The organism is Halorientalis litorea (assembly GCF_023028225.1).
GTDB lineage: Archaea > Halobacteriota > Halobacteria > Halobacteriales > Haloarculaceae > Halorientalis > Halorientalis litorea.
The window spans coordinates 1,337,552-1,364,548 of record NZ_CP095482.1 but is presented as its reverse complement, the minus strand read 5'-3'; the positions used below and the strand labels follow the sequence as shown (position 1 = coordinate 1,364,548).

Below are 26,997 nucleotides of genomic sequence, written 5' to 3'. Positions count from 1 at the left end.
TGGCCCCACTCCTAACGGCGCGGCTATGTCACTCGCTATCGACTCGGTGCCACTCGGAGGGAACCGCTGATGCAGGCCGTTCGTTTTCACGGCCCCGGAGAGGGATTGCGGGTCGAGACGGTCGCCCGCCCGGACCCCGGGCCGGGCGAACTGCTGGTTGAGGTTGCGGCCTGTGGGCTCTGTCACTCCGACCTGCACATCATGGACGGCGACTTACCACTCACGCCGCCACAGACGCTCGGCCACGAGACGACCGGGACGGTGGTCGAGACGGGCGCGGGCGTCGACCACGTCGGACCCGGGACGGACGTCGCCGTCTTCGGCGGGTGGGGCTGTGGCCACTGCCGGGTCTGCACCCGCGGCGAGGACCAACTCTGTAACCTCATGTCGTGGCAGGGCATCGGTACCGACGGCGGCCTCGCCGAGTACCTGCTGGTGCCCGACCCGCGGTACGTCCTGCCCATCCCCGAGTTGGACCCGGTGGCGGCCGTGCCGCTGACCGACGCTGCACTCACGCCCTACCGGGCGGTGCGTCGCGCCCGCGAGCACATCCACCCGGCCGATACCGTCGTCATCGTCGGCGTCGGCGGCCTCGGACAGTACGGCGTCCAGTTCGCGGCGATGACGGGTGCGACGGTCATCGCCGCCGACGTGGACGACCGGAAACTCGAACTCGCGGCCGAACTGGGCGCGGACGTGACGGTGAACACGACCACCCAACGCCTCCCGAGCGTGGTCCGCAGCGAGAGCGACGGCGGCGGTGCGGCCGTCGCAATCGACTTCGTTGGCAAAGACGAGACGCTACAGGCCTGTGGGAACGTCCTCGGGACCGGCGGCCACCTCTACATCGTCGGCATCGGCGGCGGCTCCTTCGAACTCTCGTTCAACCCGCTGTTCGGGAGCGAACTCACCGCTACCAACGTCTTCTGGGGGAGCATCAACGAACTCCGGGACGTGTTGGACCTCGCTCGCGACGGCCGCCTCGATACGGGTATCGAGCGCGTCGGCTTCGACGAGGTGGCCGACGCCTACGACCGCCTCGAACACGGTGACATCGAGCGTCGGGCGGTCCTCGTGCCCTGAGAACTAAGACAGAACGCGCCCAAACGGTCGTATGGTCTCGAAGAACGTCGGCGGCATCGACCGCATCGGCCGCGCACTGCTCGCAGTCGTCCTGACAGTCGTCGCAGTCGGCGCGCTCCGGGAGGAGAAGCGGACGACGGGGCTACTCGCCACCGTCGGTGCCCTCGCGTTCGGGTTCAACGCGACGACGTGTTTCTGTGGCGGCAACGCCCTGCTCGGCATCGACACGACGAGCGAGGAGTGAGCAGAGTCCGACGGCCGCGCCACACGTCGGTAGCCGCAGGGCTGGCGTGGTGCCGCTCCCGCCCGAGCCGACAGCTCAGCAGACGGGCTTGGGGTTCACGCCCAGCGATTCGAGCGTCTCGAAGTACTCGTCGTAGGCCGCCCCGACCGCACCGCTCCCGGCGTCCGTCGCCAAGTCGGAACGCTCGCCGTCCGCGTGGGCGGCGACTGCCGCCGCACCCTCGTCGAGTGTGCCTTCGACGGTATCACGAACGTCACGGAGGGTGCTCGCTGTCTGTGGGCTGGCCTGTCCGACGAAGAAGCCGACCGCCTGTCCGACCTTCTTCTCGGTGACGAGTGCCCAGCCGACGTACCCAGCGAGGCGTTCGACGGTCGTATCGAGGTCCCGGAGGTACGTCTGGATGGCCGGCGGTTCGCCGGGGTCGTGGTCGCCGAGTTCGCCCGCGAGGACGCCGTACTGCTCGCCCGCGAGGTCGGCAGCGTCCGCGAACGTCTCGCTCGCGTCGTCGCTCTCCTCGTCGGCCCACGTCTCGAACGTCTCGGCGGCGTGGTGGAAACTGTCGGCCACGGCCGCCAGCACCGAATTCTCGTCCATGTCGCCGCCGGTGTCGGCGTACAGCGACTTCGAGGCACCGAGGCGTGAGAGTTCGGTCTGTCGGTCGGTCCGGACGGTGTCGAGGAACTCGTCTGCGTCCATACACTGTGCTACGCCGCCATCCGGTTTGTAAGCATCGTCACCCGGGCGGCGAGTGCGGTCGTCGCGGCGTCGGCCGCGAGGAGACAGGCGACGGCGACGAGGACGACCACGCTCTCACGGACCGTCGGGAGGATGCCGAGCGCGACGATGAGCGTCGTCGCACACGCCGGTGGGTGGACTCGGTCGGTGACGAGCATCCCGGCGGTGGTCAGCCCCACTGACACCACCCCGCTGGCCCCGAGGCGAGCCGTCGGCACCGAGAACGCCCCGAGGTCCGCAGTGACGGTCAGTCCCGGTGCCAGCGCGTGATACGCGAGCAGGCCGGCGACGACCACGATGGCGTGCCCGCCGAGGACCACGTCCGGCGTGACGACTGCCCGCTCGCGTGCGGTGGCGAGCGCGTACGCCGACGGCCCGAGACTGGGGAAGACGAACGGCAGGCCGGTGACGACGGCGACCACCGCCGTCACGGCCAACAGGACCGTGGCACGAACGGTCACCCGGGCGACGCGCGTCTCCATCGGTCGACCGTCGTGGTCCGAGACAGAAGTGACTGTTCGTCCAGTTCCGAAAGAAACGGTGGTGGTCGGGAGCGAGGCCGCCTCCTGCACTTCGTTTAGTCGTCGGCCTCGCCCTTCTCTATCGGCGCGCCGACCAGATTGCCCCACTCGGTCCAGGACCCGTCGTAGTTGATGGTGTCCTCGTAGCCGAGCAGTTCGTGGAGCGCGAACCAGGCGACCGAGGAGCGTTCGCCGATGCGGCAGTAGGCGACGGTGGTGCTGTCGCCGTCGATGCCTTCCTCGGCGTAGAGGGCCTCGATTTCGTCGGCGTCCTTGAACGTGCCGTCGTCGTTCGTGACGGCGGCCCACGAGATGTTGCGCGCGCCGGGGATGTGGCCGCCGCGCTGGGCCGTCTCCTGCAGGCCCGGGGGCGCGAGAATCTCGCCGGAGAACTCCTCGGGCGAGCGAACGTCCACGAGCGGAACGCCGCGCTCGATAGCGTTCTCGACATCTTCGCGGTAGGCGCGGATTGACTCGCGCGGGCCGGAGGCTTCGTAGTCCACGGCCGAGAAGTCCGGACCCTCGTCCGTGAGGGGGTAGTCGTTCTCGACCCAGTACTCGCGGCCGCCGTCGAGCAGTTTCACGTCGTCGTGGCCGTAGTACTTGAACTGCCAGTAGGTGTAGGCCGCGAACCAGTTGGCGTTGTCACCGTAGAGGACGACGCTCGAATCCTCGCTGATGCCGTGGCTGCCCATCCGCTCCTCGAACTCCTCTTTCGAGAGGATGTCGCGAGTCGTCTGGTCCTGCAGGTCCGTCTCCCAGTTGAAGCCGATGGCTCCCGGGGCGTGGCTCTCGTCGTACAGTTCGGTGTCCACGTCCACCTCGACCAGTCGGTGGGCCGGGTCGTCGCTCTGGAACTCGTCGAGTCGGTCCTCGACCCACTCCGGTGAGACGAGGACGTCTTTGGCGTACTCAGTCATAGTGCGTCCATCCATACGACGACCAGCCATATAGTCCTACGAGTGGCGGCACGTTCGGCCTCTCATCCCCCATACAGGCATAATTTGCCGCGGGTTCTGCGGCGGTCCGTCGCCGAGGACCGGAACAGGCACGGGAGAGACTGCGTGGGCCGTTGTAGCCGGTGGACGCGACGGTGGACCGGTTCGCTCGCGGTCATGTGGCAACACTTGCCTCCACCTCCGACCGGCCGAGACGGAAACGTTTGAACGGACGGCCACGTAGGGGTCACTATGAGCGATGTCGTCGTTCCGGCGGACTGGGTGGCCGAGCGGTTGGACGAGGTTGCCGTCGTGGACGTGCGGGACGCGTGGGAGTTCGACAGCATCGGCCACGTCCCCGGGGCGGTGAACGTCCCGTTCGACGAGTTCCGGGCGGGCGACGACGCCGAGGCGGGGATGCTCCCCGGCGGGCAGGCGTTCGCGGACCTGTGTTCTGCGGCGGGCATCTCCCGCGAGGACCACGTCGTCGCCTACGACGACATGCACGGCGTCTTCGCGGCTCGCTTTCTCGTCACCGCGGAGTTGTACGGCCACGACCCGGCGAAGCTCCACTTGCTGGACGGTGACTTCTCCTCGTGGCGACTCGAACACGAGACGACGAGTGACGCCACCGCCGTCGAACCGACGACCTACGAGGTGTCCGACCCGGCCACCACCGACACGCCGCTGGTGGACGCCGACGAGGTGGCGGCAGTCTCCGACCGCGTGACGACCGAGGGGGAGGACGCCCGGACCGTCATCGTAGACACCCGGGAGGGCTGGGAGTACGAGGAGGGACACATCCCGGGCGCGGTTCAGTTGGACTGGCGGGAACTGGTCGACGACGAGACGCGGGGACTCAAGTCCCGTGCGACGCTGGAGTCGGTCCTCGAAGCACGCGGTATCACTCGCGACCGACGGGTACTGTTGTACTGCAACACCGCGCGCCGCATCAGCCACACCTACACCGTCCTCCGGCACCTCGGGTACGACGACCTCGCCTTCTACGAGGGGAGTCTGACCGAGTGGGAGGCGGAAGGGCGGGCAGTACGTGAGGGCGAGGCCGAGTGACCGCAGGGAACGAGGCCGAATCAGCGAGCGGGGAACGGAGTGACCCGCGAGCAGCGACCCTCGCTCTCACTCCCCCGATGGCGTGCCGCCGGTCTCGGTGTTGAGAATCGCGCCCGCCTCCAGCAGGTACGCGATGACGAGCGGACCCGCGATGAAACCGACGAGACCGACGGTGAGAACGCCGCCGGTGAAGCCGACGAAGTAGAGACTTCCCGGCATCCCGGCGGTCAGCGACGCCAAGCGCGGCCGGATGAGCGCGTCGGGGAGGAACCCGACGAGGACCAACCCGAGCGTCAACACGAGGATTGCCGCGGCGGTGTCACCGGCGACGACCTGATAGGCGGCGAGCGCGACGACGACGGCACTCGGGCCGACGACGGGGACGAACTGGAGGATGCCGGCGAGGACGGCGAGAACCAACGACGACTCGTACCCGAGGACGGCGAACACGGGGTAGGCGATGCAGAAGGTGGCGAAGGCCGTCGCCGCCTGCAACACGTACAGCGCGTTCAGCGTCGCGCGCGTCCGCTCGTGGAACGCGAGTACCACGTCGTGATACACCGCCGGGACGAGTGCCAACACCGCCCGCCTGATGTCACGGGGACGTAACAGGAGCGCGTACACCAGCAGCACGAACAGCGTCGCCTTCAGTGCCAGCACCGGCGCGGCACTGGCCAGTTCGACGGCGAGTTGTGTGACGCCGCGCTGGATGGTTACGAAGGCGTCACTCACGTCGACGACGTACTCGAACCCGAACGCCTCCACCGGCACCTGTGCGGGGAGACTCCGGATGAACTCGAGGAACGAACTCCGCCGCACGTACAGCGCGCCGAAGATGGGGACGATAGCGACGACCGCAGCCACGAGGCCGACGAGCGACGCGACTGCGGCCGACACCCGCCGGGAGCGGCCGTGGGTGACCAACCACCGCCGCACCGGATAGAGGACGTACGCGACGGTGATGGCGAAGAACACCGTCGCCATCACTTCCGCGAGAACGACCGCCGCGACGACGGCCGTGATACTGAACAGGACGAGCAGCACACGGCGGCGGTCCGGTGGCACACCGCCACCTACTCGACCGTGACGCAAAACCCTTTCCGAGGGATATATCACGCTGCCGATACCACTCCGGTCGTGTGGTGACGACTCTCACTATCCGCCATCTGCATACGAAACTAGGGGGTCGGAACCAAGTCAACAGACGACGCCAACAGTGAGGAGAGTGCCGAACTCTCGGTATCGCTCCACCATGGCAGCGCGTGTCTCCCAGTCTTCGGTTGGAAACGCATCGGCGGGCGGTATCTCCGTTTCCCGGTCGGGTATCCGGTCCTGTCCGGCGACGTGCAAGCCAGCCGACTCGAACGCCGCGCGGTACTCGCTCGCACTCCAGCGAGTCATCGGGACGCCGACCATCTCGGGCCAGTGGTGAGAGTGGACGTTCTCCTCGTAGAAGTTCACGGCGCAGTAGAACGTGCCGCCCGGCCGGAGGACGCGGCGGAGTTCCCGGAGCGCGGCGTGGGGGTCGGTAGCGTAGTAGAACGCCTCCATCGAGAAGCAGTGGTCGACGCTGTCGGTGGCGAGCGGGAGATGTTCGAAGTCGCCGACGAGGTACGTCACCCGCGGGTCGTCGGTGTAGCCGCGGGCGTTGCGTGCCATCTCCGGCGCGGCGTCCAGTCCGTAGACCCGCCCCGCGTCTTCGGTCGCTCGGAGTGCCCGGCCGGCGTAGCCGCTCCCACAACCCAAATCGAGGACGGTGTCGCCGGGTTCGACCGGCATCCGCGCCAGCGCGTGCTTTGCGGTGTGCCAGTGCCGCTCCTCCATGCCCTTGTCGCGGCCCGCTGCCGCCCACCGGTCGAACTCCTCTGGCGCGCCCATGTCCACGGGAAGCGGCTACCGCGGCAAAACGGGTTCGGTGCGGACCGGGGCGGTTTTGTGCTGCCGCCGACAGGAGTAGGTATGAGCAGACGACGGTACCGCGTCGCCGACACCGCCCAGCAGACGGTCGGTGGGTTCCTGCTCGCGGGACCGTTCGTCGTCACCGAAGAAGTGTGGGTCCTCGCCGCGCAGATGAGTACCGCCCACACGCTCGCCGTCGTCGCCATCGTCTTCAGCATCGGCTACGGCGCGCTGTACAAGGCCGACGCCACCCGCGACATCGACCGGGAGGCCGAGGTCGGTGGCATCCCCATCCGTTTCATCTCGCTGATGGTCGTCGCGTACGGGTCGGTCACCGTTCTCGCCGTCGCCCTCACCGCACCGACGACGTTTCTGGTGAACGGCGAAATCCTCACCGACCCGACCACCACGAGCGTCGCCCTGACGACTGCCAGAGCCGTCGCCGTCGGAGCCATCTTCAGCGTCGTCGGCGCGGCGACGGCCGACTCCGTCTTCTGACCCATCTTTTTCCCGCTCGGGTTCGCGCTCCGCGCGAACCGCTCGCGGCAAAACCATGGGTGAAAAAGGCCGCGAGCGCACCGCCGGTGCGCTCGCGGGTGCTGTGCTCGTACCGCTACCGCGCGAGCAGTGCGACGGGTCGCGGAACCGCACCCCTTCACGCGAACAACTGCCGTGCCTCGTCCAGCGCGTTCACGAGTTTGTCGACTTCTTCTCTCGTGTTGTAGATGTAGAACGACGCCCGGGCGGAGGCGGCGACGCCCAGTTTGTCGTGGAGCGGCTGCGTGCAGTGGTCGCCGGCGCGGACGGCGACGGCGAACTCGTTGAGGATTTCGGAGGTGTCGTGGGCGTGGACCACATCGAGGTTGAACGCGACGAGTGCCGCGCGGTCGTCGCCCGGCGGACCGTAGATGTCGATGTCCTCGAACTCCGAGAGTCGGTCGTAGGCGTACTCGCTCAGCCGCGTCCCGTGGCGGTGGACGGCCTCCATGCCGATGTCGTCGAGGTAGTCACACGCCTCTGCGAGGGCGATACCCTGCGCAATCGGCGGGGTACCCGCCTCGAACTTCCAAGGCAGCTCGTTCCACGTAGCGTCCTCGAAGGTAACCTTCCGAATCATCTCCCCACCGTAGAGGTACGGCTGCATCTCGTCTAGGACGTGCTCTTTCCCGTACAGGACACCGATACCGGTCGGACCGCACATCTTGTGCCCGGAGAAGGCGAAGAAATCGACGTCCAACTCCGACACGTCGACGGGCATGTGCGGCACCGACTGACAGCCGTCGGCGAATATCAACGCGTCGTGGTCGTGGGCGAGGTCGGCGAGGTCCGCGATGGGGTTGACGGTCCCCAGCGTGTTCGAGACGTGGACCACGGACAGCATCTCCGTATCGTCGGTGACCAACTCGCGGGCGTGGTCCATGTCGAGGTACCCCTCGTCGTCGACTCTGATGTACTTCACCTCGGCACCGGTTCGCTTGGCGATCTGTTGCCACGTCACCAACGACGCGTGGTGTTCCATCTCCGTGAGCACAACCTCGTCGCCGGGGCCGAGTTCAGAGAGGCCCCACGCGTAGGCAACGGTGTTCAACGACTCGGTGGCGTTCTTGTTGAAGACGATCTCCTCGCGGCCCTCGGCCCCGATGAACTCGGCGACCCGGTCGTGGGCGTCCTCGTAGGCGATGGAGGCCTCCTGTGAGAGTTGGTGGAGGCCGCGGTGGACGTTCGCGTTGTAGTTGTGGTAGTAGTCGACGATGCTATCGACCACCTGGTCCGGCGTCTGACTCGTCGCGGCGTTGTCCAGATACACCAACTGCTCGCCGCCGAACTCCCGCTGTAGAATCGGGAAGTCCGCGCGGACCTGTTCGGTGTCCAGCGGTGCTGACTCGGGGATTCCCATTACTCACACGGAGGGACTACGGACGGAACATTCCTTCGGTTACGGCGACCGGAACTAGTCGAATGTGGTTTCTCCCGTCGCCTCGCGGGACCGCGTGGCAGCACGTCACCGGGTGACCCATACCGGACGACTCAGGCGAGGCCGGGTTCGAAGTCTCGGATAGCCTCGCGCCACGTCTCCGGCAGGGGTGCCGGCTCCTCGTCGTCCATGTAGACTTGTGTCGTCTCGGCGGTGGCGACGGCTTCGCCGTCGGCCCGCACCTCGTAGGTGAACGTGAGACTCGACGTGCCCATCTCGCTGGCACGGACGGCGACGGTGAGGTCTTGGCCGTAAGTGATGGGGGCGTCGTAGGTGAGTTCCTGATGGACGAGGACGAACGTCCTGCTCCCGACGGTGTCGGCGAGCACCTCGTCCATGTACTCGATGCGGGCCTGTTCGAGGTAGGTCCCGTAGACGGCGTTGTTGACGTGGTCCCACGGGTCCAAATCACGGAAGCGAACCGCCATGTCGGCGACGAACGCGAACTCGTCCATATCGGGAGGGGACGGTCACCGAGCCTCTCCCTTACGATTCCGGGTCGGTGTGAGACTCGGTGCCAGCGTCACCCGTCGAGATACTCGGGGGCGATGTCGACGCCCAAGCCCGGCCCGTCCGGCGGCGTGACGACGCCGTCGTCGTGGTCGATAGTGTCGGTCAGCAGGAAGTCACGAACCTCGGGCGTCCACGGTGGTTCGTTCGGGAACTCACACCACGGCGAGTCGTTGGCGGCCATGACGTGGAGGTTGGCGACGAAGCCGACGCCGTTGGTCCACGTGTGCGGGACGTACTCCAGGCCGTGCTGGCGGGCCATCGCCGCTACCTCGTTCGCGCGCTTGATGCCCGTGGCGAGGGCGGCGTCCGGTTGTAACACGTCGAGCGAGCCCTGTTTCACGAACTCCCGGAAGTGATGGATGCCGTCGTTGAACTCCCCGCCGGCGATGGGCACGTCCACGGCCTCGCGGAGACGGGCGTAGCCGTCGTAGTCCCGTCGGGGGAGCGGTTCCTCCAGCCACCGGACGTTCCCCACCTCCTCCAGTCCGCGGGCGAAGTCGAGTGCCTCGCGGAACGACCACTGCCGTTCGTCCTCCATCACACGCACCGCCCACCCCTTGTTGGCGTCGACCATCAGCGGCAGGTCCGGGAAAGCGTCGCGCACCGCGCGCACGATGTCGATGTGGTCGGGGTCGGTCACGCGGAGTTTGACCGCACCGAACCCCGCGTCTACGGCGTCGGCGACGTACTCGATTCGTTCCTCGGCGGGTTTCACCTCGCCGGTGGAGGCGTACACCGGTATCTCGCTCTCCGTCCCTCCGAGGAGTTCGTAGACGGGTTTGCCCGCGTCCTTGCCGATGATGTCCCAGAGTGCTATCTCGACGCCCCACGGCCGCGGACCGAGGAGATGGAAACTCTCCAGTCGTCGGAGGATGCCTTCCACGTCTCGCGGGTCCTCGCCGAGCAAGAAATACGAGAGCGGGTCGGCGAAGTCGAGGCCGCCGGCGAAACTCGGCATCGCGCCGTAGCCGGTAATCCCCGCGTCGGTTTCGACTTCGAAGAGGGCCACCTCGTGGGTGCCCTGCGGATAGCCCGGAATCCACGTCGGCCGGAAACTCCCCTCGGCGACGTACTCCAAGTCGTGTTGTGTGACACCAGTTATCTGCATACGTTCACCCCACTCGGGGAACACAAAAGCGTTCAGCCGGGGGTGTTAGGCCGCTCAAGTGACCGCGGGAGGTCACCCCATCCGCAGCAACTGGGCGTGGCGCGTGCCCTCGATGTCGAGGACGTTCTCCTCCTCGACGAAGCCGTGTTCGACCGCCAGCGCGACCGATTCGGTGCCGACGATGTTGGCGACCGCACACTGTGCGAGGCTCTCGACGACTGCCTCCTCGCCGACCTGTTCGCCGTCGTAGAAGTCCGCCTCGACGGTCAGCGAGACGGGGCCGTCCTCGAACGTCTCCCCGAGGACATCCGGGTCACACACCGAGACGAGCGTTCCCTCGTCGGTCGACCGTTCGTTCAGGAGCATCACTCGCTGACGAGTTCTTCCTCGGCCTGCTGGCGACGCTCCTCCGCCTCTTGGGCGACCTCTTCGGCCCGTTCGTGCTTCCCGAGTTCTTCGAGCGCGCGCGCCTTCTCTTCGAGGATGTCGACGCTCCGGTGGCCGAGGCGGATGGCGTTGTCGAAGGAGTTCAGCGCGTCCTCTGCGAGGCCCCGCTCCAGCAGGAAGAAGCCGCGGTTGTACCACGCGCGGGCGAACCGCTCGTCGAGTTCGACGGCGCGTTCGGCGTGTTCGAGTGCCTGCTCGGAGCGGCCCGACTCCCAGAGGGCGTACGCGAGGTTCGTCTCGGCGGTGGCGGCGTACTCGCTCGAATCGTCGATGTCCAACGCCTCGCGGTACGCGCCGATTGCGAGGTCGTACTCCTCGATTTCGGCGTGGGCGACGCCCTTGTTGACCCACGCCTCCTGTTCGATACCCTCGTCCTCGGCGAAGCGGGCGGTCCGCTCGAAGGCGTCGGCGGCCTGCTCGAAGCGGTGAATCTGCATGTAGTTCAACGCCACGTCGAGCAACTGTTCGGCGTCGACCTCCTCGCTGGCGAGGTTCCGGTCGTCGAGCATGTCCGTGACGACGCGTGCGTCGACGGGGTCTACCTTGTCGGGGTCGACCGCGAGTTCCGGCGGGTCGAGGTCGAACTCCTCGAACTCGTCGGGCAGCCCCTGCCCGCTGGAGAACTCGTGGTCGTCGCGCTCTCGGTCTGTCATACGCCCGGATTGGTCGGGCACGGGGTTAAGGGCTACGTCCACGGGACGAGCACCGGAAATCGACCCCGCAGACGGCCGCCCGGCGGTGGATTCAAGCGGGCGACGGGCGAACGAGACTCATGGGCAAGCGGCTGTTCGTCAGCGTCGACCTCGACGGGCTGGCCGAGGAGGTGGCGGCGGTACAGGACCTGTTCGGGGACCTGCTGGGTCTGAAGGTCACCGACCCCGAGCAGGCACACGTCACGCTGAAGTTCCTCGGGGAGACGGACCCCGACCGGACGGACGAGGTGGTCGCGGCCCTCGAACGGGCGGTCGAGGCGTCGGGCGTCGACCCCTTCCGTGCCGAGTTCGGTGGCCTCGGCGTGTTCCCGTCGCTCGACTACATCAGCGTCGTCTGGCTGGGCGTCCGGGACGGGGACGCGGAACTGACGCGACTCCACGAGGCCATCGAGCCACGGCTGGTCGACCTCGGCTTCGACGAGGAAGCACACGAGTTCACGCCACACGTCACGCTCGCACGGATGGACCACGCGGGCGGAAAAGAGCGAGTGCAGACGCTGGTCCGCGAGCGCGACCCGACGGTGGGACACCTGCAGGTGTCGGAGATTCGCCTGACCGAGAGCCAGCTGGCCGCCGACGGTCCGACGTACTCGACGCTCGCCCGGGTCGGCCTGTGAGTCAGTCCGCGCCGAACGGTTCGAGCGGCGTGGCGGGCAGCAGTCGCGTGACCGTCGGTACCTCACCGCTCCGCAGTTCGAGTTGGACCCGACTGCCGGGGGCGAGCGTCTTGAGCCGCTCCCGGAGCAGTTCGTCGGCGAACCGCGATACCTCGTAGGTGTCCCCGGTGGCCGCCTCGCGAACGGTCAGTCGCCCGGTGTCGTCCATCGCCTCGGTCACGGTGAACGTCCTTCCAGAAGAACTCGACTTTGCTTTTGACATCACTTACTGTTATCCAGAACAAATAAATAAATGTCAGGTACTAGGGCCGTGATGTTACTATAACACCCTTCACACGCGGTCAGTGACTAAGGACGTTTAATGTCGGACCGCGGCCGCCGAGTTCCGGCCACCGGTCCCGTGGGTTTAGGCCAGCCGAAATAATCAGATTCGCGATGATTCTTATGCCCGCGCACACACAGCGTCGATATATGGGCTTGCTAGCCAACCTAGTGCTGGTGTTCGTTGCCGGATTCGTAACCGCGCTGGCGACGGGGTTGGGCGCGCTCCCGTTCTTCTTCATCGAGGACGTGAGCGACCGGTTGCAGGTAGTGCTGTGGGGGTTGGCGTCGGGCATCATGGTCTCTGCGTCCGTGTTCGGGTTGGTGATGGAGGGGTTGGCGGAGGCCGACGGACAGTTCGACGTGTGGTTGATGGTCGGCGGGTTGCTCGCGGGCGTCGTGTTGGTCGTCGTCGCGAACCGCCTCATCTCCGACCATCACTTCGACCCGAAGGAGTACGCGGAGGCGGACTTCCAGAAACTCGTGTTGATACTCGGGGTGCTGACGGTCCACAGCTTCCCGGAGGGTGTCGCCGTCGGCGTCTCCTTCGCCGAACTGAACCTCGCCGGCGGCCTCACGCTCGGCCCGTTCGTCGTCCCCATCCTCGCACTGTTTATGACTATCGCCATCTCCATCCACAACATCCCCGAAGGCGTCGCCATCTCCATTCCGCTGCAGTCGATGGGCGTCTCCCCGCCGCGGATGGTCTGGTGGGCCGTCTTCTCCAGTCTCCCCCAGCCAATCGGTGCGGTGTTGGCCTTCGCGTTCGTCCGCATCGCTCGTGACTTCTTGCCCGCCGGCTTCGGGTTCGCCGCGGGCGCGATGGTGTTTCTCGTCCTCACCGAGTTCATCCCCGAAGCACTCGACCGCGGCGCGGGACTCCCGGGCCGCGGCTACCGCGAACTCGTCTCCGGCCTCGTCGTCGGCATCGTGGTGATGGTGCCACTGGCGTTCCTCGGCGGGTAGCGGGCGCGGTGGCTGGCGGGTACGGAGTGCGGTCGCTGTCGCGGTGCGGGGGCGGGTGGCGCGGGAGCGGACGCGCACAGCACCCGCGAGCGCACCAGTGGCGCGCTCGCGGCCTTTTTCGCCCACGTTCGCAAGAGCGAAGCTCTTGCGCAGTCGTCCGAAAGGCGAGGCCTTTCGGGATGACGAGAGACGCCGTCCGGCGTCTCTCGAACCACCCACCAGAAATCTCCGATTTCTGGGGACGTTTTTGTCATCGGGGTTCCCGCAGCGAACGAAGTGAGCGAGGAAACCCCGACTCGAAAAAGGTGGGTGCGAAAGAACACAAATTTAAGCCGCGGCGAGGTAGAGACTTGCACTATGGGTAAGAAGTCGAAGGCGAAGAAGAAGCGACTCGCCAAACTCGACCGACAGAACTCGCGGATGCCCGCGTGGGTCATGATGAAGACGGACCGCGACGTGACGCGCAACCACAAGCGCCGCAACTGGCGGCGGAGCGACACTGACGAATAATGAGCGCAAGCGACTTCGAGGAGCGAGTCATCACCGTCCCGCTCCGTGACGCGAAGGCAGAGGCAAAGCACAAGCGTGCGGACAAGGCCATGACGCTCCTCCGCGAGCACTTGGCCAAGAACTTCAGCGTCTCGGAAGACGAGGTTCGACTCGACCCCTCTATCAACGAGGCTATCTGGGAACAGGGTCGCAAGAAACCGCCGAGCAAGCTCCGGGTCCGTGCGGCCCGCTTCGAGGAAGAGGGCGAGAGCGTCGTCGAAGCCGAGACGGCGTAACTTTGCTTCGCGCCGCCTTCTCCGGGTCGTCGTACATCGGTGTCTTCGCACGGGCTACCGACGACTGCCTGCTCGTCCGGCCCGACATCGACGCCGACCGCCGTGCGGACTGCGCCGAGGAACTCGGCGTCCCAGCAGTCGCTACTACCGTCGGCGGGTCCGGCACAGTCGGCGCGCTCGCAGTCGGCAACAGCAACGGATTGGTGGTCAGTAGCCGCGTGACTGACCGGGAACGCGAGCGAATCAGCGACGCCGTGGACTCCCCGGTCACCGAACTGCCGGGCCGGATTACCGCTGCCGGGAACGTCGTCCTCGCCAACGACACCGGCGCGTACGTCCACCCGGACCTCTCCGAGGCAGCGGTCGAGGCTGTCGAAGACGGCCTCGACGTTCCCGTCGAACGCGGGACGCTCGCCACCGTCCAGACGGTCGGTACCGCCGCCGTCGCGACGAACCGCGGCGTCCTCTGTCACCCGAAATCGACCGACGAGGAACTGGACTTTCTAGAGGAGCTACTCGGCGTCCCCGCGGACATCGGGACGATAAACTACGGCGGCCCGCTGGTCGGGTCCGGCCTCCTCGCCAACGAACACGGCTACGTCGTCGGCGAGGACACGACCGGGCCGGAACTGGGACGCATCGAGAACGCGCTCGGCTACATCGACTGACCCCGGGTCCGCCTACAGGACTTCCACGGTATCGCCGACGCTGACGGCCCCCGTCTCGACGATTCTGGCGTTCAACCCGCCGCGGTGAACCAGCGCGCTCAGTACGCCGTCCTCGGTAATCGACTCCAGATACGCGCAGGGTTCACAGAGTTCGACGCCCTCACAGACCACCTCGCCGAGTCGGAACCGCTCGTCCAGGAGGTGGTTGACGGCGACGTTCCGCGTCACCACGTTCCGGCGGTGCGCGCCGGGGTCGAGTTCGATGCCCTCGTCGCGTTCGACGACTTCGAGTGCTTCGGCCTCGATGAGCGTGAGCGCGCGGTCTGCCGGCGGCAGTCCGCGCCCGTCATCGCCGTTCCACGACCCCGCTTGGTCGAAGTAGCGGTCACCCCGCAACCCCTTGCCTGCGACGGCCTCGACGCGCTCCCGTGCCTGCATATCGTCGCCCGCTTCCGGTGCGACGTAGAGCCCTTCGATGCGTTTGTCTCCGGTCGTCATAGCGTAGCACCACGGGGCGGAGGCCCAAAAACAGTACCCGTCAACTCCCGGCCCGTAGCGGCGGAAAGATACGTCCGCATCACGCGTGCCGACATTCACGCTGTCCACAGTTGCGCAACTCTTCGGGAGTGTTTTAATTGCGGGCTGTCGTGGTGTGCGAGCATCCGCGCGCCATCGGTACGCGGTTCTCGCGCATTTTTCGCCCACGTTTTTTCGCGAGTGGTGCGCCGAAGGTGCGCCCGAGCGGAAAAAGGTGGACGGGCACGATGGGATTCGAACCCACGGCCATCGGATTAGAAGTCCGACGCTCTGTCCGGACTGAGCTACGTGCCCTCACCCCGTGGTTGGACAGGTCGGACAAAAAGAGACGGGATTCACCTCGCCGTATGACACAGCAGCCGTGTTGGCTGGATGGTAGTGGACGGCCGGGAGACCCGCTCGAACCCGTGGTTTTATTTTCGGGACTGGGTAACGTGGATGCAGGGATGGCGAACGTTACCAAGCGGAAGGTGAGGAACCTCTTCATCTTCCTGGGGTTGGGGTTGTTCTGGCTGATGGTGGTGTTCGAGGGGTTAGCGCAGTACTTCTCGATAACACTCTCGCTGTTGCCGCTCCAGTTGGTACTGCTTGGCTTCGTGGCGGCCGGGCTGTTGTTCATCTCGAAGTTCTGAGGGACAATCCCTTTGGCTCGCCCGGCCGCGAGTACTGACGTGTACAGTCTGAACGCTCCGGTTCCCTCGGCCGTCGCCGCGCTCGCGGCGGACCTCGCGACGGACTTGCCCGGTGCGGCGGTCCGAGCGCGTGGCGAACACACGCTCAACGTCAAACGACTCGGCGGTGGGGACCACGCCGAGTACGCCCGCTACGAGGCGGCGGTTCGGGACGTGCTGACCGGAATCGACCCCGTGTCGATCCGCGTGCCCGGTATCGGTGTCTTCGAGGACGTGCCCATCGGTTCCGAACCCATCGTCTACCTGCGCATCGAGAGTCCCGCCCTCGTCGCCATCCACGAACGCCTCTGTGAGCGGTTCGACCCAGTCGACGACATCGAGGGGGACGACTACACGCCGCACGTCACCGTTGCGCGCGGCGGAGACGTAGAGCCTGCCCGTGCGGTGGCCGCCCGCGAAATCGACCCCATCGAGTGGACTGTCGAGGAACTGGTGTTCTGGGACGCAAAGCGTGGCCAGACGGTCAGCCGACTCTCGCTCCCCAGCTAGGGCGTCGGCGGGTCGCCGCCGTAGGCGTCCATGTCGGTGTAGAAGTTGAGCATGGCGAAGCGGAGTTTCTCCGGGTCGATGTCTATCATCTCCCGGCGTTCCTCCGGGGGGAACGTCTCGCGGACGGTGTACTCGCCCATCTCGCGTTCGCCGAGCGTCGTGTAGCGTTTGTCGACGAGAATCCGGGAGCCGAAGTCCGTCGGGGAGCGCACGACGCGGCCGAGTGCCTGTCGAGTCTTGCGCACCGTCGGAATCTCGACGGCGTACTCCCACCCGGCGTCCGCGGTGCCCGACCGCTCGTCGGCACCGTCCGCGACGCCGAAACTCTCGTCGTAGGCCGCCTGCACGGCCTCCATCCGGTCGTCGAGGTGCGGATACGGAACGCCGACGACCACGACGGTCCGGGCGTCGTCGTCGTCGAAGCTGACACCCTCGGCCAGCGTCCCCCACAGCGAGGTGAACAGTGCCGCGTCGTCGTGGTCGGTGAACCGCTCGCGCAGGTCCTTGGCGCGGACGCCGGGTTCGTCGAGGAAACACGTCGCGTCCACGTCCGTCCGGTCGTGGTAGCGTTCGGCCTCGCTGTAACTCGGGAAGAAGGCGAGCGTGTTTCCGGGCGTGAACGCGATGGCGTCTTCGAGTGTCCCCGTGACTGTCGCCTGTACGCCGGGGTCGTCGCGCTCGCTGGCGAACAGGGCGGGAGCCTCGACGGCGTACGTCCGGCGACGCTCCTCCGGGAACTGCGCGCCGTAGGCCATCGTCTCGGGGTCGTCCAGTCCGAGTACGTCCTCGGTCACGTCGAACGGCCGCAACGTCGCGCTCATCAGCACCGACGCGTGGAGCGTGTCGAACAGCGAGCGGGTCACCTGCTCGGGGATACAGGTGTACAGTTCCGCGCGGCCGTACACCTCGCCGTCTCCCGTGCCACCCCGCCCGTCGCTACCACCGCCTCTGCGGCGGACGCCGACGACGGGGTAGCGTCCGGCGTCGGTCCCCTCGTCCATCCACGTCGCGAGGAACTGTGCGGCCTGCAGCGTCTGACACTCCTGTCGGGTGCTCGTCTCGCCGTCCTTGTACGCCTCCTCGTACTGCTCGTCGAGGGCACGGCCGAACGTGAGCGCGCGGTCGATGTCCTGCTCGATGCCCGGGCCGGTGTAGGCCTGCAGGAAGGCGAGTGTCAGGTCGTCACGCCCCTCCTCGTTGGCGATTGTGAGGTCGTACCAGTCCTCGCCGACGGCCTCCCGCTCCCCGAACGCGAAGGCGTCGTCGTACGTCTCGACCAGTGCCGTCCGGAAGGCGTCGACGACGTTGGCGGCCGCGTCCGCACCCGGGCCGTCCTGTTCGGACAGTTCGTCGAGCGCGCTGTCCAGCGTCGTCTCGGTGAGCGTCCGAGTGGCGTGGTCACGCGCCGCGTCCTCGACGTTGTGGGCCTCGTCGAACACCGCGACGATGTCCTCGGGGTCACGGCCGAGCCACCGGAAGAAGTGTTCGCGCACCGCCGGGTCGAGCAGGTGGTTGTAGTTACAGACCACGAGGTCGACGCCCTCCATCCCTTCCTTGAGGAGTTCGTAGCCGCAGAACCCCTCCATCTCGGCGTACTCGTAGATGTCTTCGGGGTCGCGCACGTCCGCGAACAGCCAGTCGTAGAACTCGTCGGTGTCGGCGGTCAGGTTCTCGTAGTAGTACTCGCAGGTGTTGCCCTCCTCGCGTAGCTGTTCGAGTTCGTCCTCGACGGCGTCGAGTTCGTCCATCACCGCCTGTCGTGCTTCGGCAGCCTCCTCGTCGCCCGCCTGACTCTCCGTCAGGAGGTCCGACTGGCGGCGTTCGAGGTCGGCGCGGTCGGCTTCGGCCTCGACCACGTCACGGGTCGTGTCCCGGAGGGCCTGACACTCCTCGTAGCCCACGTCGATGTGGCACATCGACCCTTTCCCGCGGAACACGACCGTCCGGATGGACTCCTGTCGGGTGATGGCGCGGGCCTCTTCGATGAACTGCCGGGTCTGCTGGTGGACGTTCGTCGTGATGACGACGGTCTTGTCCGTCTCGCGGGCGTGTTCGAGTGCCGGGACGAGTGCCGCGAGCGTCTTTCCGGTCCCGGTCGCCCCCTCGAACAGCACGTCCGCCCCGTCCCCGAGGGCGTCGGAGATGCGCGACATGGCGTCGCGCTGGTGGTCGTACGCCTCCTCGTAGGGGAAAAACCGCATGTAGCCGTCGTCCTGTGTCGCCACGTCGGTATCTTCTTCCCTCGTGAACAAAAATCCTCGCAGTCCGTCAGACGTATCACCTTCGCTCGCTAGCACGTAACAATGCGTCGGGCACTCGCGGTCGCCTGTTGTGCGGTGCTCGTCGTCCTCTCGGGGTGTTCGTTCGGCGGGTTCGGGGCCACGGCGGACGCCGGGACGCCGACACTCACACCCGCACCGACCCCGACAGCGGACGGGCCGGCGGCCGGGTTCGGCCCGACAGCCGACGGCGAAATAGCCGCCACTCGACTGGCGTCGGTCCACGCCGCCACGTTCTCGGACACGAACTACACGCTCACGGTCGACCGGGGCCCCACAACGCGGACCGTCCGTGTCGCGGGGAACCGCTCGCTCACACGCGGCGGCGAGCGAACGACCTACCGGTCAGGTGACCGCCGGTTCGTCCGGGTTCGGACGGGCGACACGGCCCGGACCGCCGTCCGGTCCCGGGAGCGCGACCCGCCGACGGGGGCGTCGTTGCTCGCCACCAATCGGACGCTGACGGTCACCGAGCGAATCCGACGCGACGGTGGGACACGGTACGTCCTGACGGCGAGTGCGACCTACGAGAACGGTTCTGGGCCCGCACCGTACCTCCGCGTCGTCGCCGACGAGCGGGGGCGGGTGCTGGCGTACAGCAAGCGCGTCTACCGGCGGGGCGTCGGCGTGGAAGTCGTCGAGTCGTTCACGCTGTCGGCCGTCGGCGAGACGACGGTGGCGACGCCGTCGTGGGTTGTCCCACTCCGATACGTGGTGCCCGGGAACGGAACCGACGGATGAAGCGACGCGGGTCACACCGCGTGGGTGCGGTCAGAGTTCGGGTTCGATATACACCTTCCGGACGTGTTCGTCCGTCTCGATGAGTGCCGCCTCGATGTCGGTGATGCGGCCGTCGATGGCCTCGGTCGCCAGTTCCTTCTCGAAGGCCACGTCGGCGGTGACCAGCAGGCGGCCCGGGCCGAAGTAGACGGTCCGGAAGTCGACGAGTTCGGTCACGCCCTCCCACTCGGCCACCACGTCACGGAGTTTCTGTTCCTCGGGAGCCGGCAGGCTCTCGCCGAGCAGGAGCCGCTTGTTCTCCCACGCCAGCGCGATGGCGAAGCCCATCAGCATGATACCGATTATCAGCGCGGAGGCGGCGTCGTAGATGTGGTTGCCGGTCGTCCGAGTGAGGAAGACGCCGAACAGGGCGATGCCCGCGCCGGAGAGGGCGATGAAGTCCTCGGTGAGCGCGGTCAGCGTCGTCACGTCGGAGGTGTGTCTGAACGCCTCGCGGTAGCCGTCCCAGTCGTGTACGTCCATCTGTCGCCGTATCTCGTCGTTGGCCTTCTTGAACGCGTAGAGTTCGAAGGCGATGGCCCCGAGGAGGACGACGTAGTTGACGAACACGGCGTCGAAGACGACGTCGGTGAACGGGAGTGTCGCCGTCCGCGGCCCGCCGTGACCGCCGTGAACGATGGCGTTGTAGCCGTGTTTCGCGGCCTCCCACCCGGCGATGCCGAACAGCATCACCGACACGAGGAAACTGTAGAAAAACTGTGCCTTCCCGTAGCCGAAGGGGTGTCGCTGGTCGGCGTCCCGGCCCCCGTACCGGATGCCAACCAAGAGGAACACTTGGTTGCCGGTGTCGGAGATGGAGTGGTACGTCTCCGAGAGCATCGCCGGGCTTCCGGTCAGCAGGAAGCCGACGAACTTCAACACAGCTATCGCGCCGTTGGCGACGAGGGCGGCGATGACGACACCGGTACTGTTGCCAGCCATCACCGGACGGACCGGCGGCAGCGACAAAGGAGTTCTGGGTACGGCCGACTGGTGGCACCACCCGGCCCGAAGCCACGGGGTCTTTGCCCCGGCCCACGTACGACCGGGCATGCTCACCGTCGTCTCCGATACGCACAGCCGTGACGGCCACCGGCTGACCGGGCGCACCCTCGACGCCGTCCGTGACGCCGAGTTCGTCGTCCACGCGGGCGACTTCGTGACCGAGTCGGTACTCGACGCCTTCCTCGCCGAGGCCGGCGCGTTCGCCGGCGTTACCGGAAACAACGACACGCCGGCGGTCCGGGACCGCCTTCCGGCACAGCGCGTCGTCGAGAGCGAGGGAATTCGGCTGGTCGTCGTCCACGGCCACGAACACTCGGAGACGGCACTCTCGCTGCTCGGGCGACAGGAGGACGCGGACGTGGTCGTCTTCGGGCACTCGCACAGACCCGGCGTCCACGACGCCGACGGGCCGACGCTCCTCAATCCGGGGAGTCACGCACAGCCACGGCAGTACAGACCGGCACACGCAGAACTCGAACGCGACGGGGACGGAATCGTCGGGCGCTTGGTGGAGCCAGCGGGGACAGTCTTCGAACGGTTTCGGGTGGAGACGTAGCGCGCCCGTACGCGGAGGGCCGAAGCGGGCAGGCAACTGACACGGGAGTGGCCCGCCTGAGACGGGCGCACTCGTTCCTACACGGGTGAGAATAAAGTAGTCGACGGAGACTCAAACAGCCGTTTTACCTACGGAGGTACCAGACGCCACCGACCAGTGCCATCGCGGTCAGTCCGCCGAGGAAGAACACGAGCCCCGGCGGGAGCGACAGCGCGGTGTCCGTGGCGGCCTCGGTCGCCATCTGCGTCGTCTCGGCGTCCGGGACTTCGGTCGCGAGTGCCTCCCTCGCCGTCTCCGTCGCCGCCTCGGCGGCTTCCGTCGTCTCCGCCGGCGTCTCGGTTTCGGCGTCCATGGCGCCGACGCCCCCGCCGTCACCACCCTCCGGGGTCGGCGTCGGACTCTCGGTTGGCGTGTCCGTCGCGGCCGCGGGGGCGGCCCCGCTGTCGCCGCCGGCACCGCTCTGGGCACCGAAGCCGATGAGCGTCCCGATACCGCCGCCGAACACCTCCTGAACGGCGACGCTCGCCAGCGCGAGGATACCGAGACTGGAGAGCAACCGCGAGAGCGCGGCCCGGATGCCGGTCGACTGCTCCTCGTTGCCGGCGAAGATGACCAGCGGTTGGTCGGCAGGGGCGTACACGTTCATCTCGCGCCCCTTCTCGGAGTACATCGTGTCGATGACCTCGATGGCACCGGCCTCTTGGAGTTTGTTCAGGTGGTACTGCGCGTTCTGTAGCGACGTGTCCACGCGCTCGGCGAGTTCCGCGGGTGGGGCCGGGTCGTCGTGGAGTTCCGACAGCAACTCCCGACCCGTCTCGGCGGTCAGGGCGGAGAGCACGTCGTCGGCGGCCTCGGAGTCGACGCCGATGACGCGCGGGTCGGCCTCGTCGGCCGCTGACGTGTCCGGTTCGGAGGGCAACAGCGACATCGTTCGGCCCGTTCACGAGCGAGCGGTATCAATTTTGTCACCTGCGATAGGACGGCCTCGCGCCCCGTCCGACCCCGAAACGTCTTTGCCGTCTCACGGGCAACTCGGAGGTATGCCCGATGCCGTCATGGCGTCTATCGTCGTTCTGATGCTCCTGTTCGTCTTCGCCGTCTACCTGTTCCTCCGGCGGGTCGCAACCGGGTTCAAGGAGGGCGTCGAGCAGGCTCAAGACAGCAGAAAGTAGCCCGCATCCGGTCCCTGCCGCGTCCGAAAACTGTTACCCCGCCCCAGTCCACGTATCCGTATGGACCCACGGATTCGCGAACACGCGCAGGTACTCGCCGACGCAATCGACCTGAGCGAGGGTGATAATCTCGTCGTCAAGTCCGAACCGGTCGCCGACGACCTCGTCGTCGCCATCTTCGAAATCGCCGGCGACCGCGGTGCCAACCCGCTCGCGGTGCGAACCAACCGCGGCGGCCGCGCCATCCGCGGCTACCTCCGGGCCGCCGACGAGGCGGACGTCGAGTTCGAGACGCCGCCACACGAGCAGGCACTCGTGGAGGCGGCCGACTGTCACATCGCCATCCGAGCGGACGAGAACGTCACCGAACTTGACGACGTGGACAGCGAGGTCAACTCGGCCTACCAGCAGGCGCACAGCCCCATTCTCGACGAGCGACTGACCGACCGCTGGACGCTGACACAGCACCCGACGCCCGCCAGCGCCCAACTCGCCGAGATGAGTACGGAGGCCTACGAGAACTTCGTCTACGACGCCATCCTCAAAGACTGGGACGAACAGCGCGCGTTCCAGGAACACATGGTCGACATCCTCGACGAGGGCGAGGAAGTCCGCATCGTCTCGGGCGAGACGACGGACGTGACGATGTCCATCGCCGGGAACCCGGCCATCAACGACACGAACGTCCACAACATCCCCGGCGGCGAGGTGTTCACCGCGCCCGTCCCCGACTCCGTGGCGGGGGAAGTCCTGTTCGACAAGCCGGTCTACCGGAACGGCAAGGAGGTCATCGACGCCCGCCTCGTCTTCGAGGACGGCGAAGTGGTCGAACACGGCGCGTCGAAAAACGAGGCGGTACTCACGAGCATCCTCGACACCGACCCCGGCGCGCGCCGCCTCGGGGAGTTGGGCATCGGGATGAACCGCGACATCGACCAGTTCACCTACAACATGCTGTTCGACGAGAAGATGGGCGATACGGTCCACATGGCCGTCGGCCGGGCCTACGAGGACACGGTCGGCGAGGGCAACGAGCAGAACCAGAGTGCCCAGCACGTCGACATGATCGTCGACATGAGCGAAGACTCGCGCATCGAGGTCGACGGCGAAGTCGTGCAGGAAGACGGTGTGTTCGTGTTCGAAGAGTAGCGAGGCCGACCGCAGGGAGGCCTCGAACCGGAGCGGCGAGCGGAGCGAGCCGTGAAGCTATGGAGTGCGTGACACGACCGCAGGGAGGCCTCGAACCGGAGCGGCGAGCGGAGCGAGCCGTGACGCAACGAAGAAACGACTGACATCGGAGGCACGAAGTGGAGAGCCGAGCGACGCGAGCCATCAAGGAAGCTAGGACAGTTGCAGTCGCGGTCGCCGCGGCGGTGGTTGTGGTAGCGGTCGCGGATGCGGTCCCGCCGGCATCCGCGCGCCGCTGGCGCGCGGTTCACTGCTGGGGAGCGGAGCGAGGCGCGACCGAAGGGAGTGCCTCGGACGGCGAACGGCGGAGCCGTGAGCCAGCGAGCCAGCAGGTCGTTTTGTACTAAATTTTGGAGGAGGGGTCGCGGCAGAGCCGCGACCCGACGAAGTAAAATTTAGATGGGCAAGGTTCTTCCCCGTCGCTCTCGGATTGATGGGCATGACCGAGTTTACCGTGAGTGGTCGCTGGCAGGCACGCGACGGCTGGGAGAGCTTCGAGAAGACGCTCGACGCACCGAACGAGGACGTTGCGGTCGAGCACACCTACGCCGAGTTCGGCTCGAAACACGGCCTCAAGCGTACGCAGGTCGAAGTGGACGAGGTGGCGGCATGAGCCTCGGTGGCGGCGGTGGCGGTGGCGGCGGACAGCTCCAACAGCTCGCCGAGGAGATTCAGGCGCTCGAAGAGGAGAAAGAAGCCATCGAGGAAGAAGTCGAGGACCTGCAGGACGAGAAACTCGAAATCGACGAGGCCGTCGAGGCCATCGAGACGCTCGGCACCGGCGACACCGTGCAGGTGCCGCTGGGCGGCGACGCCTACGTCCGCGCGGAAGTGCAGGACATCGACGAGATAATCGTCAGCCTCGGCGGCGGGTACGCGGCCGAGCGCGAACAGGACGACGCCATCGGGACCCTCGAACGCAAGAAAGAGACCATCGACGAGCGCATCGAGGAGCTGCGCTCGGAGATTGCGGAAATCGAGTCCGAGAGCGAGGAACTCGAACAGAAGGCCCAGCAGATGCAACAGCAGCAGATGCAACAGCAGATGGGACAGCTCCAGCAGCAGGCCGACGACGAAGAGTAAGGGGTCATGTTCGACGGACTGAAAGACAAGCTGAACAACTTCAAAAGCGACGTCGAGGAGGAAGCCACTGAAGACGGCGAACCGGAGAGCGAAGCCGCCGACGGAGACGCCGCGGAACCCGAGACCGAGGCACCCGAACCGGAGGTGGCGGACGCGCCGGACGCCGGCGACGAGACGGAGACAGCCACGGCGGACGCCGACGCGGATGAAGACCGCGGGTTGATGGAGCGGGCGAAACTCGCCGCGACGGGTCAAACCGTCATCGAGGCCGAGGACCTCGACGACCCGCTCGAGGACTTGGAACTCGCCTTGCTCTCCTCGGACGTGGAGATGGGCGTTGCTCAAGAGATACTGACGGGCATCCGCGAGAACCTCGTCGGGGAGACCCGCGCGCAGGTTCAGACGGCGGGGCAACTCGTCGAAGAGGCACTCCACGACGCGCTGGTCGACGTCATCAGCGTCGGCCAGTTCGACTTCGAGGAGCGAATCACGGACGCCGACAAGCCCGTTACCATCGTCTTCACCGGCGTCAACGGCGTCGGGAAGACGACGACCATCGCCAAACTCTCACAGTACCTCGAAGAGCGAGGTTACTCGACGGTGTTGGCGAACGGCGACACGTACCGCGCCGGGGCCAACGAGCAACTCCAGCAACACGCCGACGCGCTGGACCGGAAACTCATCTCCCACGAGCAGGGGTCGGACCCGGCGGCGGTCATCTACGACGCCGTCGAGTACGCCGAGGCCCACGACGTGGACGTGGTGCTGGGCGACACGGCCGGGCGACTCCACACCAGCAACGACCTGATGGACCAACTGGCCAAAATCGACCGCGTCATCGACCCCGATATGACGCTGTTCGTGGACGAGGCCGTCGCGGGGCAGGACGCCGTCAACCGCGCCGAGGAGTTCGACGACGCGGCCGCAATCGACGGCGCGGTGCTGACGAAGGCCGACGCCGACCCGCAAGGCGGCGCGGCCATCTCCATCGCCCACGTCACGGGCAAGCCGATTCTCTTCCTGGGGACCGGGCAAGACTACGACGACATCGAGCGGTTCGACCCCGAGGTCATCGTCTCGCGCCTGTTGGGCGAGGAGTGACCGGCCGCGGGTCACAGAAAAAGGCTTTACCGCCTCCGTGGTCTATCTCGGGTAACTGACTATGGTACTCGACAATCTCGGGAGTTCGCTTCGGGGGACGCTGGACGACCTCAGGGGGAAGACCCGCATCGACGAGGAAGACGTCGAGAACGTCGTCAAGGAGATACAGCGGTCGCTGTTGCAGGCCGACGTAGACACGGAACTGGTGATGGAGTTGTCCGACTCCATCGAGACGCGGGCTCTAGAGGAGGAACCGCCCGAGAGCACGTCCGCCCGTGACTGGGTGTTGCGCGTCGTCTACGAGGAGCTAGTCGGTCTCATCGGCGAGTCGACGGAACTCCCGCTGGAACCACAGACTATCCTGCTCGCGGGGCTGTACGGGTCCGGGAAGACCACCACAGCCGCGAAGATGGCGTGGTGGTTCTCGAAGAAGGGCCTGCGCCCGGCGGTCATCCAGACCGACACCGACCGCCCCGGTGCCTACGACCAGGCCAAGCAGATGGCCGACAACGCCGAGGTGGACTTCTACGGCGACCCGGACGAGGACAACCCGGTGACCATCGCCGAGGAGGGACTGGCGGCGACGGCCGACGCCGACGTGCGCATCGTCGACACGGCCGGTCGTGACGGTCTCAACGAGGAACTCATCGACCAGATAGAGCGCATCGACGACGCCGTTGACCCCGACCGGAACCTGCTGGTCATCGACGCCGCGATGGGTCAGTCCGCGAAGGACCAGGCCCGTGAGTTCGAGGACTCCATCGGTATCGATGGCGTCGCCATCACGAAACTCGACGGGACGGCGAAAGGTGGCGGCGCGCTCGCGGCGGTCAACGAGACGGGGTCCTCCATCGCGTTCCTCGGGACGGGCGAGACGGTCAAGGACATCGAGCGGTTCGAGCCGTCGGGCTTCATCTCCCGACTGCTCGGGATGGGCGACCTCAAACAGCTCACCGAGCGCGTCGAGCGCGCGATGGAGGAGACCGAAGACGAGGAAGACTGGGACCCCGAGCAGATGATGGAGGGGCAGTTCACCCTGCGGGACATGCGCCACCAGATGTCCGCGATGGACAAGATGGGGCCGCTCGACCAAGTGATGGACATGATTCCGGGGATGGGCGGCGGCCTGATGGACCAACTGCCCGACAACGCGATGGACGTGACCAAAGACCGGATGCGGGACTTCGAGGTCATCATGGACTCGATGACCGACGAGGAGCTAGAGAACCCCCGCTCCATCGGGCAGAGTCGCATGAAACGCATCGCCAGAGGCTCGGGCAAACCCGAGGACCGCATCCGGGAACTGCTCGAACAGCACCGCATGATGTCGAAGACGCTCGATCAGTTCCAAGGGATGGGCGACGCCGACATGGAGCGGATGATGCAGAAGATGCAACAGGGTGGCGGCCCCGGCGGCCCCGGCGGAATGGGCGGCATGGGCGGCGGTGGCGGCCCGTTCGGCGACTGACGACGCGTCTCTCCTCCACTCGTGCCGAACGCGAGCGACCAGC

At 66.6% G+C, this 26,997-nt stretch carries 34 protein-coding genes and 1 tRNA gene; 19 read left to right on the top strand and 16 right to left on the bottom strand.

Annotated elements, in window-relative coordinates; translation table 11 throughout:
* Positions 1-69 precede the first annotated feature (69 nt).
* The gene (locus MUG95_RS07315; RefSeq protein WP_247010410.1) at positions 70-1,083 is read left to right on the top strand and encodes an NAD(P)-dependent alcohol dehydrogenase; all 1,014 of its coding nucleotides are present in this window, start codon (positions 70-72) and stop codon (positions 1,081-1,083) included.
* Between the two features lie 31 nt (positions 1,084-1,114).
* Positions 1,115-1,327 carry a YgaP-like transmembrane domain gene (locus MUG95_RS07310; protein ID WP_247010409.1) on the top strand — a complete coding sequence of 71 codons (213 nt, stop codon included), beginning with the start codon at positions 1,115-1,117 and terminating at the stop codon, positions 1,325-1,327.
* A gap of 75 nt (positions 1,328-1,402) precedes the next feature.
* Here the strand turns inward: MUG95_RS07310 and MUG95_RS07305 are convergent, their stop codons facing one another.
* The 3 genes from MUG95_RS07305 to MUG95_RS07295 form a co-directional block, all read right to left on the bottom strand.
* Positions 1,403-2,023, bottom strand: coding sequence for a rubrerythrin family protein (locus MUG95_RS07305; RefSeq protein ID WP_247010408.1), 621 nt, complete (start codon positions 2,021-2,023; stop codon positions 1,403-1,405).
* Between the two features lie 8 nt (positions 2,024-2,031).
* Entirely contained in the window at positions 2,032-2,544 is a 513-nt protein-coding gene (locus tag MUG95_RS07300) for an HPP family protein (RefSeq protein ID WP_247010407.1), read from the bottom strand.
* A gap of 95 nt (positions 2,545-2,639) precedes the next feature.
* Positions 2,640-3,503, bottom strand: coding sequence for a sulfurtransferase (locus MUG95_RS07295; RefSeq protein ID WP_247010406.1), 864 nt, complete (start codon positions 3,501-3,503; stop codon positions 2,640-2,642).
* A 270-nt stretch (positions 3,504-3,773) separates the two neighbouring features.
* Here MUG95_RS07295 and MUG95_RS07290 point away from each other — a divergent pair, with 270 nt between their 5' ends.
* Positions 3,774-4,592 carry a sulfurtransferase gene (locus MUG95_RS07290; protein WP_247010405.1) on the top strand — a complete coding sequence of 273 codons (819 nt, stop codon included), beginning with the start codon at positions 3,774-3,776 and terminating at the stop codon, positions 4,590-4,592.
* A 66-nt stretch (positions 4,593-4,658) separates the two neighbouring features.
* Here MUG95_RS07290 and MUG95_RS07285 read toward each other — a convergent pair whose 3' ends face one another.
* Both MUG95_RS07285 and MUG95_RS07280 read right to left on the bottom strand, forming a co-directional pair.
* Positions 4,659-5,657, bottom strand: a complete 999-nt coding sequence (locus tag MUG95_RS07285) for an AI-2E family transporter (RefSeq protein ID WP_247010404.1) — start codon at positions 5,655-5,657, stop codon at positions 4,659-4,661.
* Positions 5,658-5,789: 132 nt separating this feature from the next.
* Positions 5,790-6,470, bottom strand: coding sequence for a class I SAM-dependent methyltransferase (locus MUG95_RS07280; RefSeq protein WP_247010403.1), 681 nt, complete (start codon positions 6,468-6,470; stop codon positions 5,790-5,792).
* Positions 6,471-6,551: 81 nt separating this feature from the next.
* Here MUG95_RS07280 and MUG95_RS07275 point away from each other — a divergent pair, with 81 nt between their 5' ends.
* On the top strand, positions 6,552-6,989 hold the full coding sequence (locus MUG95_RS07275; RefSeq protein ID WP_247010402.1) for a DUF2391 family protein: 438 nt from the start codon (positions 6,552-6,554) through the stop codon (positions 6,987-6,989).
* 157 nt (positions 6,990-7,146) lie between these two features.
* Here the strand turns inward: MUG95_RS07275 and MUG95_RS07270 are convergent, their stop codons facing one another.
* From MUG95_RS07270 to MUG95_RS07250, 5 genes are all read right to left on the bottom strand, one after another.
* Positions 7,147-8,382 carry an aminotransferase class V-fold PLP-dependent enzyme gene (locus tag MUG95_RS07270; protein WP_372608196.1) on the bottom strand — a complete coding sequence of 412 codons (1,236 nt, stop codon included), beginning with the start codon at positions 8,380-8,382 and terminating at the stop codon, positions 7,147-7,149.
* A gap of 137 nt (positions 8,383-8,519) precedes the next feature.
* Positions 8,520-8,921: an acyl-CoA thioesterase gene (locus MUG95_RS07265; protein WP_247010400.1), complete on the bottom strand. Its 402-nt coding sequence runs from the start codon at positions 8,919-8,921 to the stop codon at positions 8,520-8,522.
* Between the two features lie 68 nt (positions 8,922-8,989).
* Complete coding sequence (locus tag MUG95_RS07260; protein ID WP_247010399.1) at positions 8,990-10,087, bottom strand: mandelate racemase/muconate lactonizing enzyme family protein; 1,098 nt, start codon at positions 10,085-10,087, stop codon at positions 8,990-8,992.
* Between the two features lie 72 nt (positions 10,088-10,159).
* Complete coding sequence (locus tag MUG95_RS07255) at positions 10,160-10,453, bottom strand: DUF424 domain-containing protein (protein WP_247010398.1); 294 nt, start codon at positions 10,451-10,453, stop codon at positions 10,160-10,162.
* Positions 10,453-11,187 carry a tetratricopeptide repeat protein gene (locus MUG95_RS07250; protein ID WP_247010397.1) on the bottom strand — a complete coding sequence of 245 codons (735 nt, stop codon included), beginning with the start codon at positions 11,185-11,187 and terminating at the stop codon, positions 10,453-10,455. The genes MUG95_RS07255 and MUG95_RS07250 overlap by 1 nt, the downstream gene beginning before the upstream one ends.
* A gap of 119 nt (positions 11,188-11,306) precedes the next feature.
* Between MUG95_RS07250 and thpR the strand changes: the two genes are divergently transcribed.
* Positions 11,307-11,864: an RNA 2',3'-cyclic phosphodiesterase gene (thpR, locus tag MUG95_RS07245; protein ID WP_247010396.1), complete on the top strand. Its 558-nt coding sequence runs from the start codon at positions 11,307-11,309 to the stop codon at positions 11,862-11,864.
* 1 nt (position 11,865) lies between these two features.
* Here thpR and MUG95_RS07240 read toward each other — a convergent pair whose 3' ends face one another.
* Positions 11,866-12,126, bottom strand: a complete 261-nt coding sequence (locus MUG95_RS07240; RefSeq protein WP_247010395.1) for a DUF7999 family protein — start codon at positions 12,124-12,126, stop codon at positions 11,866-11,868.
* 209 nt (positions 12,127-12,335) lie between these two features.
* Between MUG95_RS07240 and MUG95_RS07235 the strand changes: the two genes are divergently transcribed.
* The 4 genes from MUG95_RS07235 to MUG95_RS07220 all read left to right on the top strand — a co-directional run bounded on the left by MUG95_RS07235 (position 12,336) and on the right by MUG95_RS07220 (position 14,604).
* The gene (locus MUG95_RS07235; RefSeq protein ID WP_247010394.1) at positions 12,336-13,151 is read left to right on the top strand and encodes a ZIP family metal transporter; all 816 of its coding nucleotides are present in this window, start codon (positions 12,336-12,338) and stop codon (positions 13,149-13,151) included.
* 357 nt (positions 13,152-13,508) lie between these two features.
* The gene (locus tag MUG95_RS07230; protein WP_247010393.1) at positions 13,509-13,661 is read left to right on the top strand and encodes a 50S ribosomal protein L39e; all 153 of its coding nucleotides are present in this window, start codon (positions 13,509-13,511) and stop codon (positions 13,659-13,661) included.
* The gene (locus tag MUG95_RS07225; RefSeq protein WP_247010392.1) at positions 13,661-13,936 is read left to right on the top strand and encodes a 50S ribosomal protein L31e; all 276 of its coding nucleotides are present in this window, start codon (positions 13,661-13,663) and stop codon (positions 13,934-13,936) included. The genes MUG95_RS07230 and MUG95_RS07225 overlap by 1 nt, the downstream gene beginning before the upstream one ends.
* A 2-nt stretch (positions 13,937-13,938) precedes the next feature.
* The gene (locus tag MUG95_RS07220; protein WP_247010391.1) at positions 13,939-14,604 is read left to right on the top strand and encodes a translation initiation factor IF-6; all 666 of its coding nucleotides are present in this window, start codon (positions 13,939-13,941) and stop codon (positions 14,602-14,604) included.
* 12 nt (positions 14,605-14,616) lie between these two features.
* Here MUG95_RS07220 and MUG95_RS07215 read toward each other — a convergent pair whose 3' ends face one another.
* Positions 14,617-15,102 (bottom strand): MOSC domain-containing protein, encoded by a 486-nt coding sequence (locus MUG95_RS07215; protein ID WP_247010390.1) that lies wholly within the window; start codon positions 15,100-15,102, stop codon positions 14,617-14,619.
* Positions 15,103-15,360: 258 nt separating this feature from the next.
* Positions 15,361-15,435, bottom strand: a tRNA-Arg gene (locus tag MUG95_RS07210).
* Positions 15,436-15,488: 53 nt separating this feature from the next.
* Between MUG95_RS07210 and MUG95_RS07205 the strand changes: the two genes are divergently transcribed.
* Positions 15,489-15,773: a hypothetical protein gene (locus MUG95_RS07205; protein WP_247010389.1), complete on the top strand. Its 285-nt coding sequence runs from the start codon at positions 15,489-15,491 to the stop codon at positions 15,771-15,773.
* Positions 15,774-15,812: 39 nt separating this feature from the next.
* A complete protein-coding gene (locus tag MUG95_RS07200; RefSeq protein ID WP_247010388.1) occupies positions 15,813-16,322 on the top strand; it encodes a 2'-5' RNA ligase family protein in 510 nt (169 codons plus the stop codon).
* On the opposite strand, the gene MUG95_RS07195 is transcribed toward MUG95_RS07200, so the two are convergent.
* Entirely contained in the window at positions 16,319-18,547 is a 2,229-nt protein-coding gene (locus tag MUG95_RS07195) for an ATP-dependent DNA helicase (RefSeq protein ID WP_247010387.1), read from the bottom strand. The genes MUG95_RS07200 and MUG95_RS07195 overlap by 4 nt on opposite strands.
* Before the next feature lie 78 nt (positions 18,548-18,625).
* Here MUG95_RS07195 and MUG95_RS07190 point away from each other — a divergent pair, with 78 nt between their 5' ends.
* Positions 18,626-19,342, top strand: coding sequence for a hypothetical protein (locus MUG95_RS07190; protein WP_247010386.1), 717 nt, complete (start codon positions 18,626-18,628; stop codon positions 19,340-19,342).
* A 30-nt stretch (positions 19,343-19,372) separates the two neighbouring features.
* Here MUG95_RS07190 and MUG95_RS07185 read toward each other — a convergent pair whose 3' ends face one another.
* Positions 19,373-20,323, bottom strand: coding sequence for a cation diffusion facilitator family transporter (locus MUG95_RS07185; protein ID WP_247010385.1), 951 nt, complete (start codon positions 20,321-20,323; stop codon positions 19,373-19,375).
* Positions 20,324-20,432: 109 nt separating this feature from the next.
* Here MUG95_RS07185 and MUG95_RS07180 point away from each other — a divergent pair, with 109 nt between their 5' ends.
* Positions 20,433-20,942: a metallophosphoesterase gene (locus MUG95_RS07180; protein ID WP_247010384.1), complete on the top strand. Its 510-nt coding sequence runs from the start codon at positions 20,433-20,435 to the stop codon at positions 20,940-20,942.
* A 124-nt stretch (positions 20,943-21,066) separates the two neighbouring features.
* Here MUG95_RS07180 and MUG95_RS07175 read toward each other — a convergent pair whose 3' ends face one another.
* Positions 21,067-21,870: an ArsR/SmtB family transcription factor gene (locus tag MUG95_RS07175; protein ID WP_247010383.1), complete on the bottom strand. Its 804-nt coding sequence runs from the start codon at positions 21,868-21,870 to the stop codon at positions 21,067-21,069.
* Between the two features lie 112 nt (positions 21,871-21,982).
* On the opposite strand from MUG95_RS07175, the gene MUG95_RS16865 reads away from it, so the two are divergent.
* From MUG95_RS16865 to MUG95_RS07150, 6 genes are all read left to right on the top strand, one after another.
* Positions 21,983-22,114 carry a DUF7859 family protein gene (locus MUG95_RS16865; protein WP_256463872.1) on the top strand — a complete coding sequence of 44 codons (132 nt, stop codon included), beginning with the start codon at positions 21,983-21,985 and terminating at the stop codon, positions 22,112-22,114.
* Positions 22,115-22,174: 60 nt separating this feature from the next.
* Positions 22,175-23,263, top strand: coding sequence for an aminopeptidase (locus tag MUG95_RS07170; protein WP_247010382.1), 1,089 nt, complete (start codon positions 22,175-22,177; stop codon positions 23,261-23,263).
* Positions 23,264-23,741: 478 nt separating this feature from the next.
* Complete coding sequence (gene rpl18a / locus MUG95_RS07165; protein ID WP_247010381.1) at positions 23,742-23,915, top strand: 50S ribosomal protein L18Ae; 174 nt, start codon at positions 23,742-23,744, stop codon at positions 23,913-23,915.
* Positions 23,912-24,385, top strand: a complete 474-nt coding sequence (gene pfdA, locus MUG95_RS07160; RefSeq protein WP_247010380.1) for a prefoldin subunit alpha — start codon at positions 23,912-23,914, stop codon at positions 24,383-24,385. The genes rpl18a and pfdA overlap by 4 nt, the downstream gene beginning before the upstream one ends.
* A gap of 6 nt (positions 24,386-24,391) precedes the next feature.
* Positions 24,392-25,486, top strand: a complete 1,095-nt coding sequence (gene ftsY / locus MUG95_RS07155; protein WP_247010379.1) for a signal recognition particle-docking protein FtsY — start codon at positions 24,392-24,394, stop codon at positions 25,484-25,486.
* A gap of 61 nt (positions 25,487-25,547) precedes the next feature.
* Complete coding sequence (locus MUG95_RS07150) at positions 25,548-26,954, top strand: signal recognition particle protein Srp54 (protein ID WP_247010378.1); 1,407 nt, start codon at positions 25,548-25,550, stop codon at positions 26,952-26,954.
* Positions 26,955-26,997: the final 43 nt, after the last annotated feature.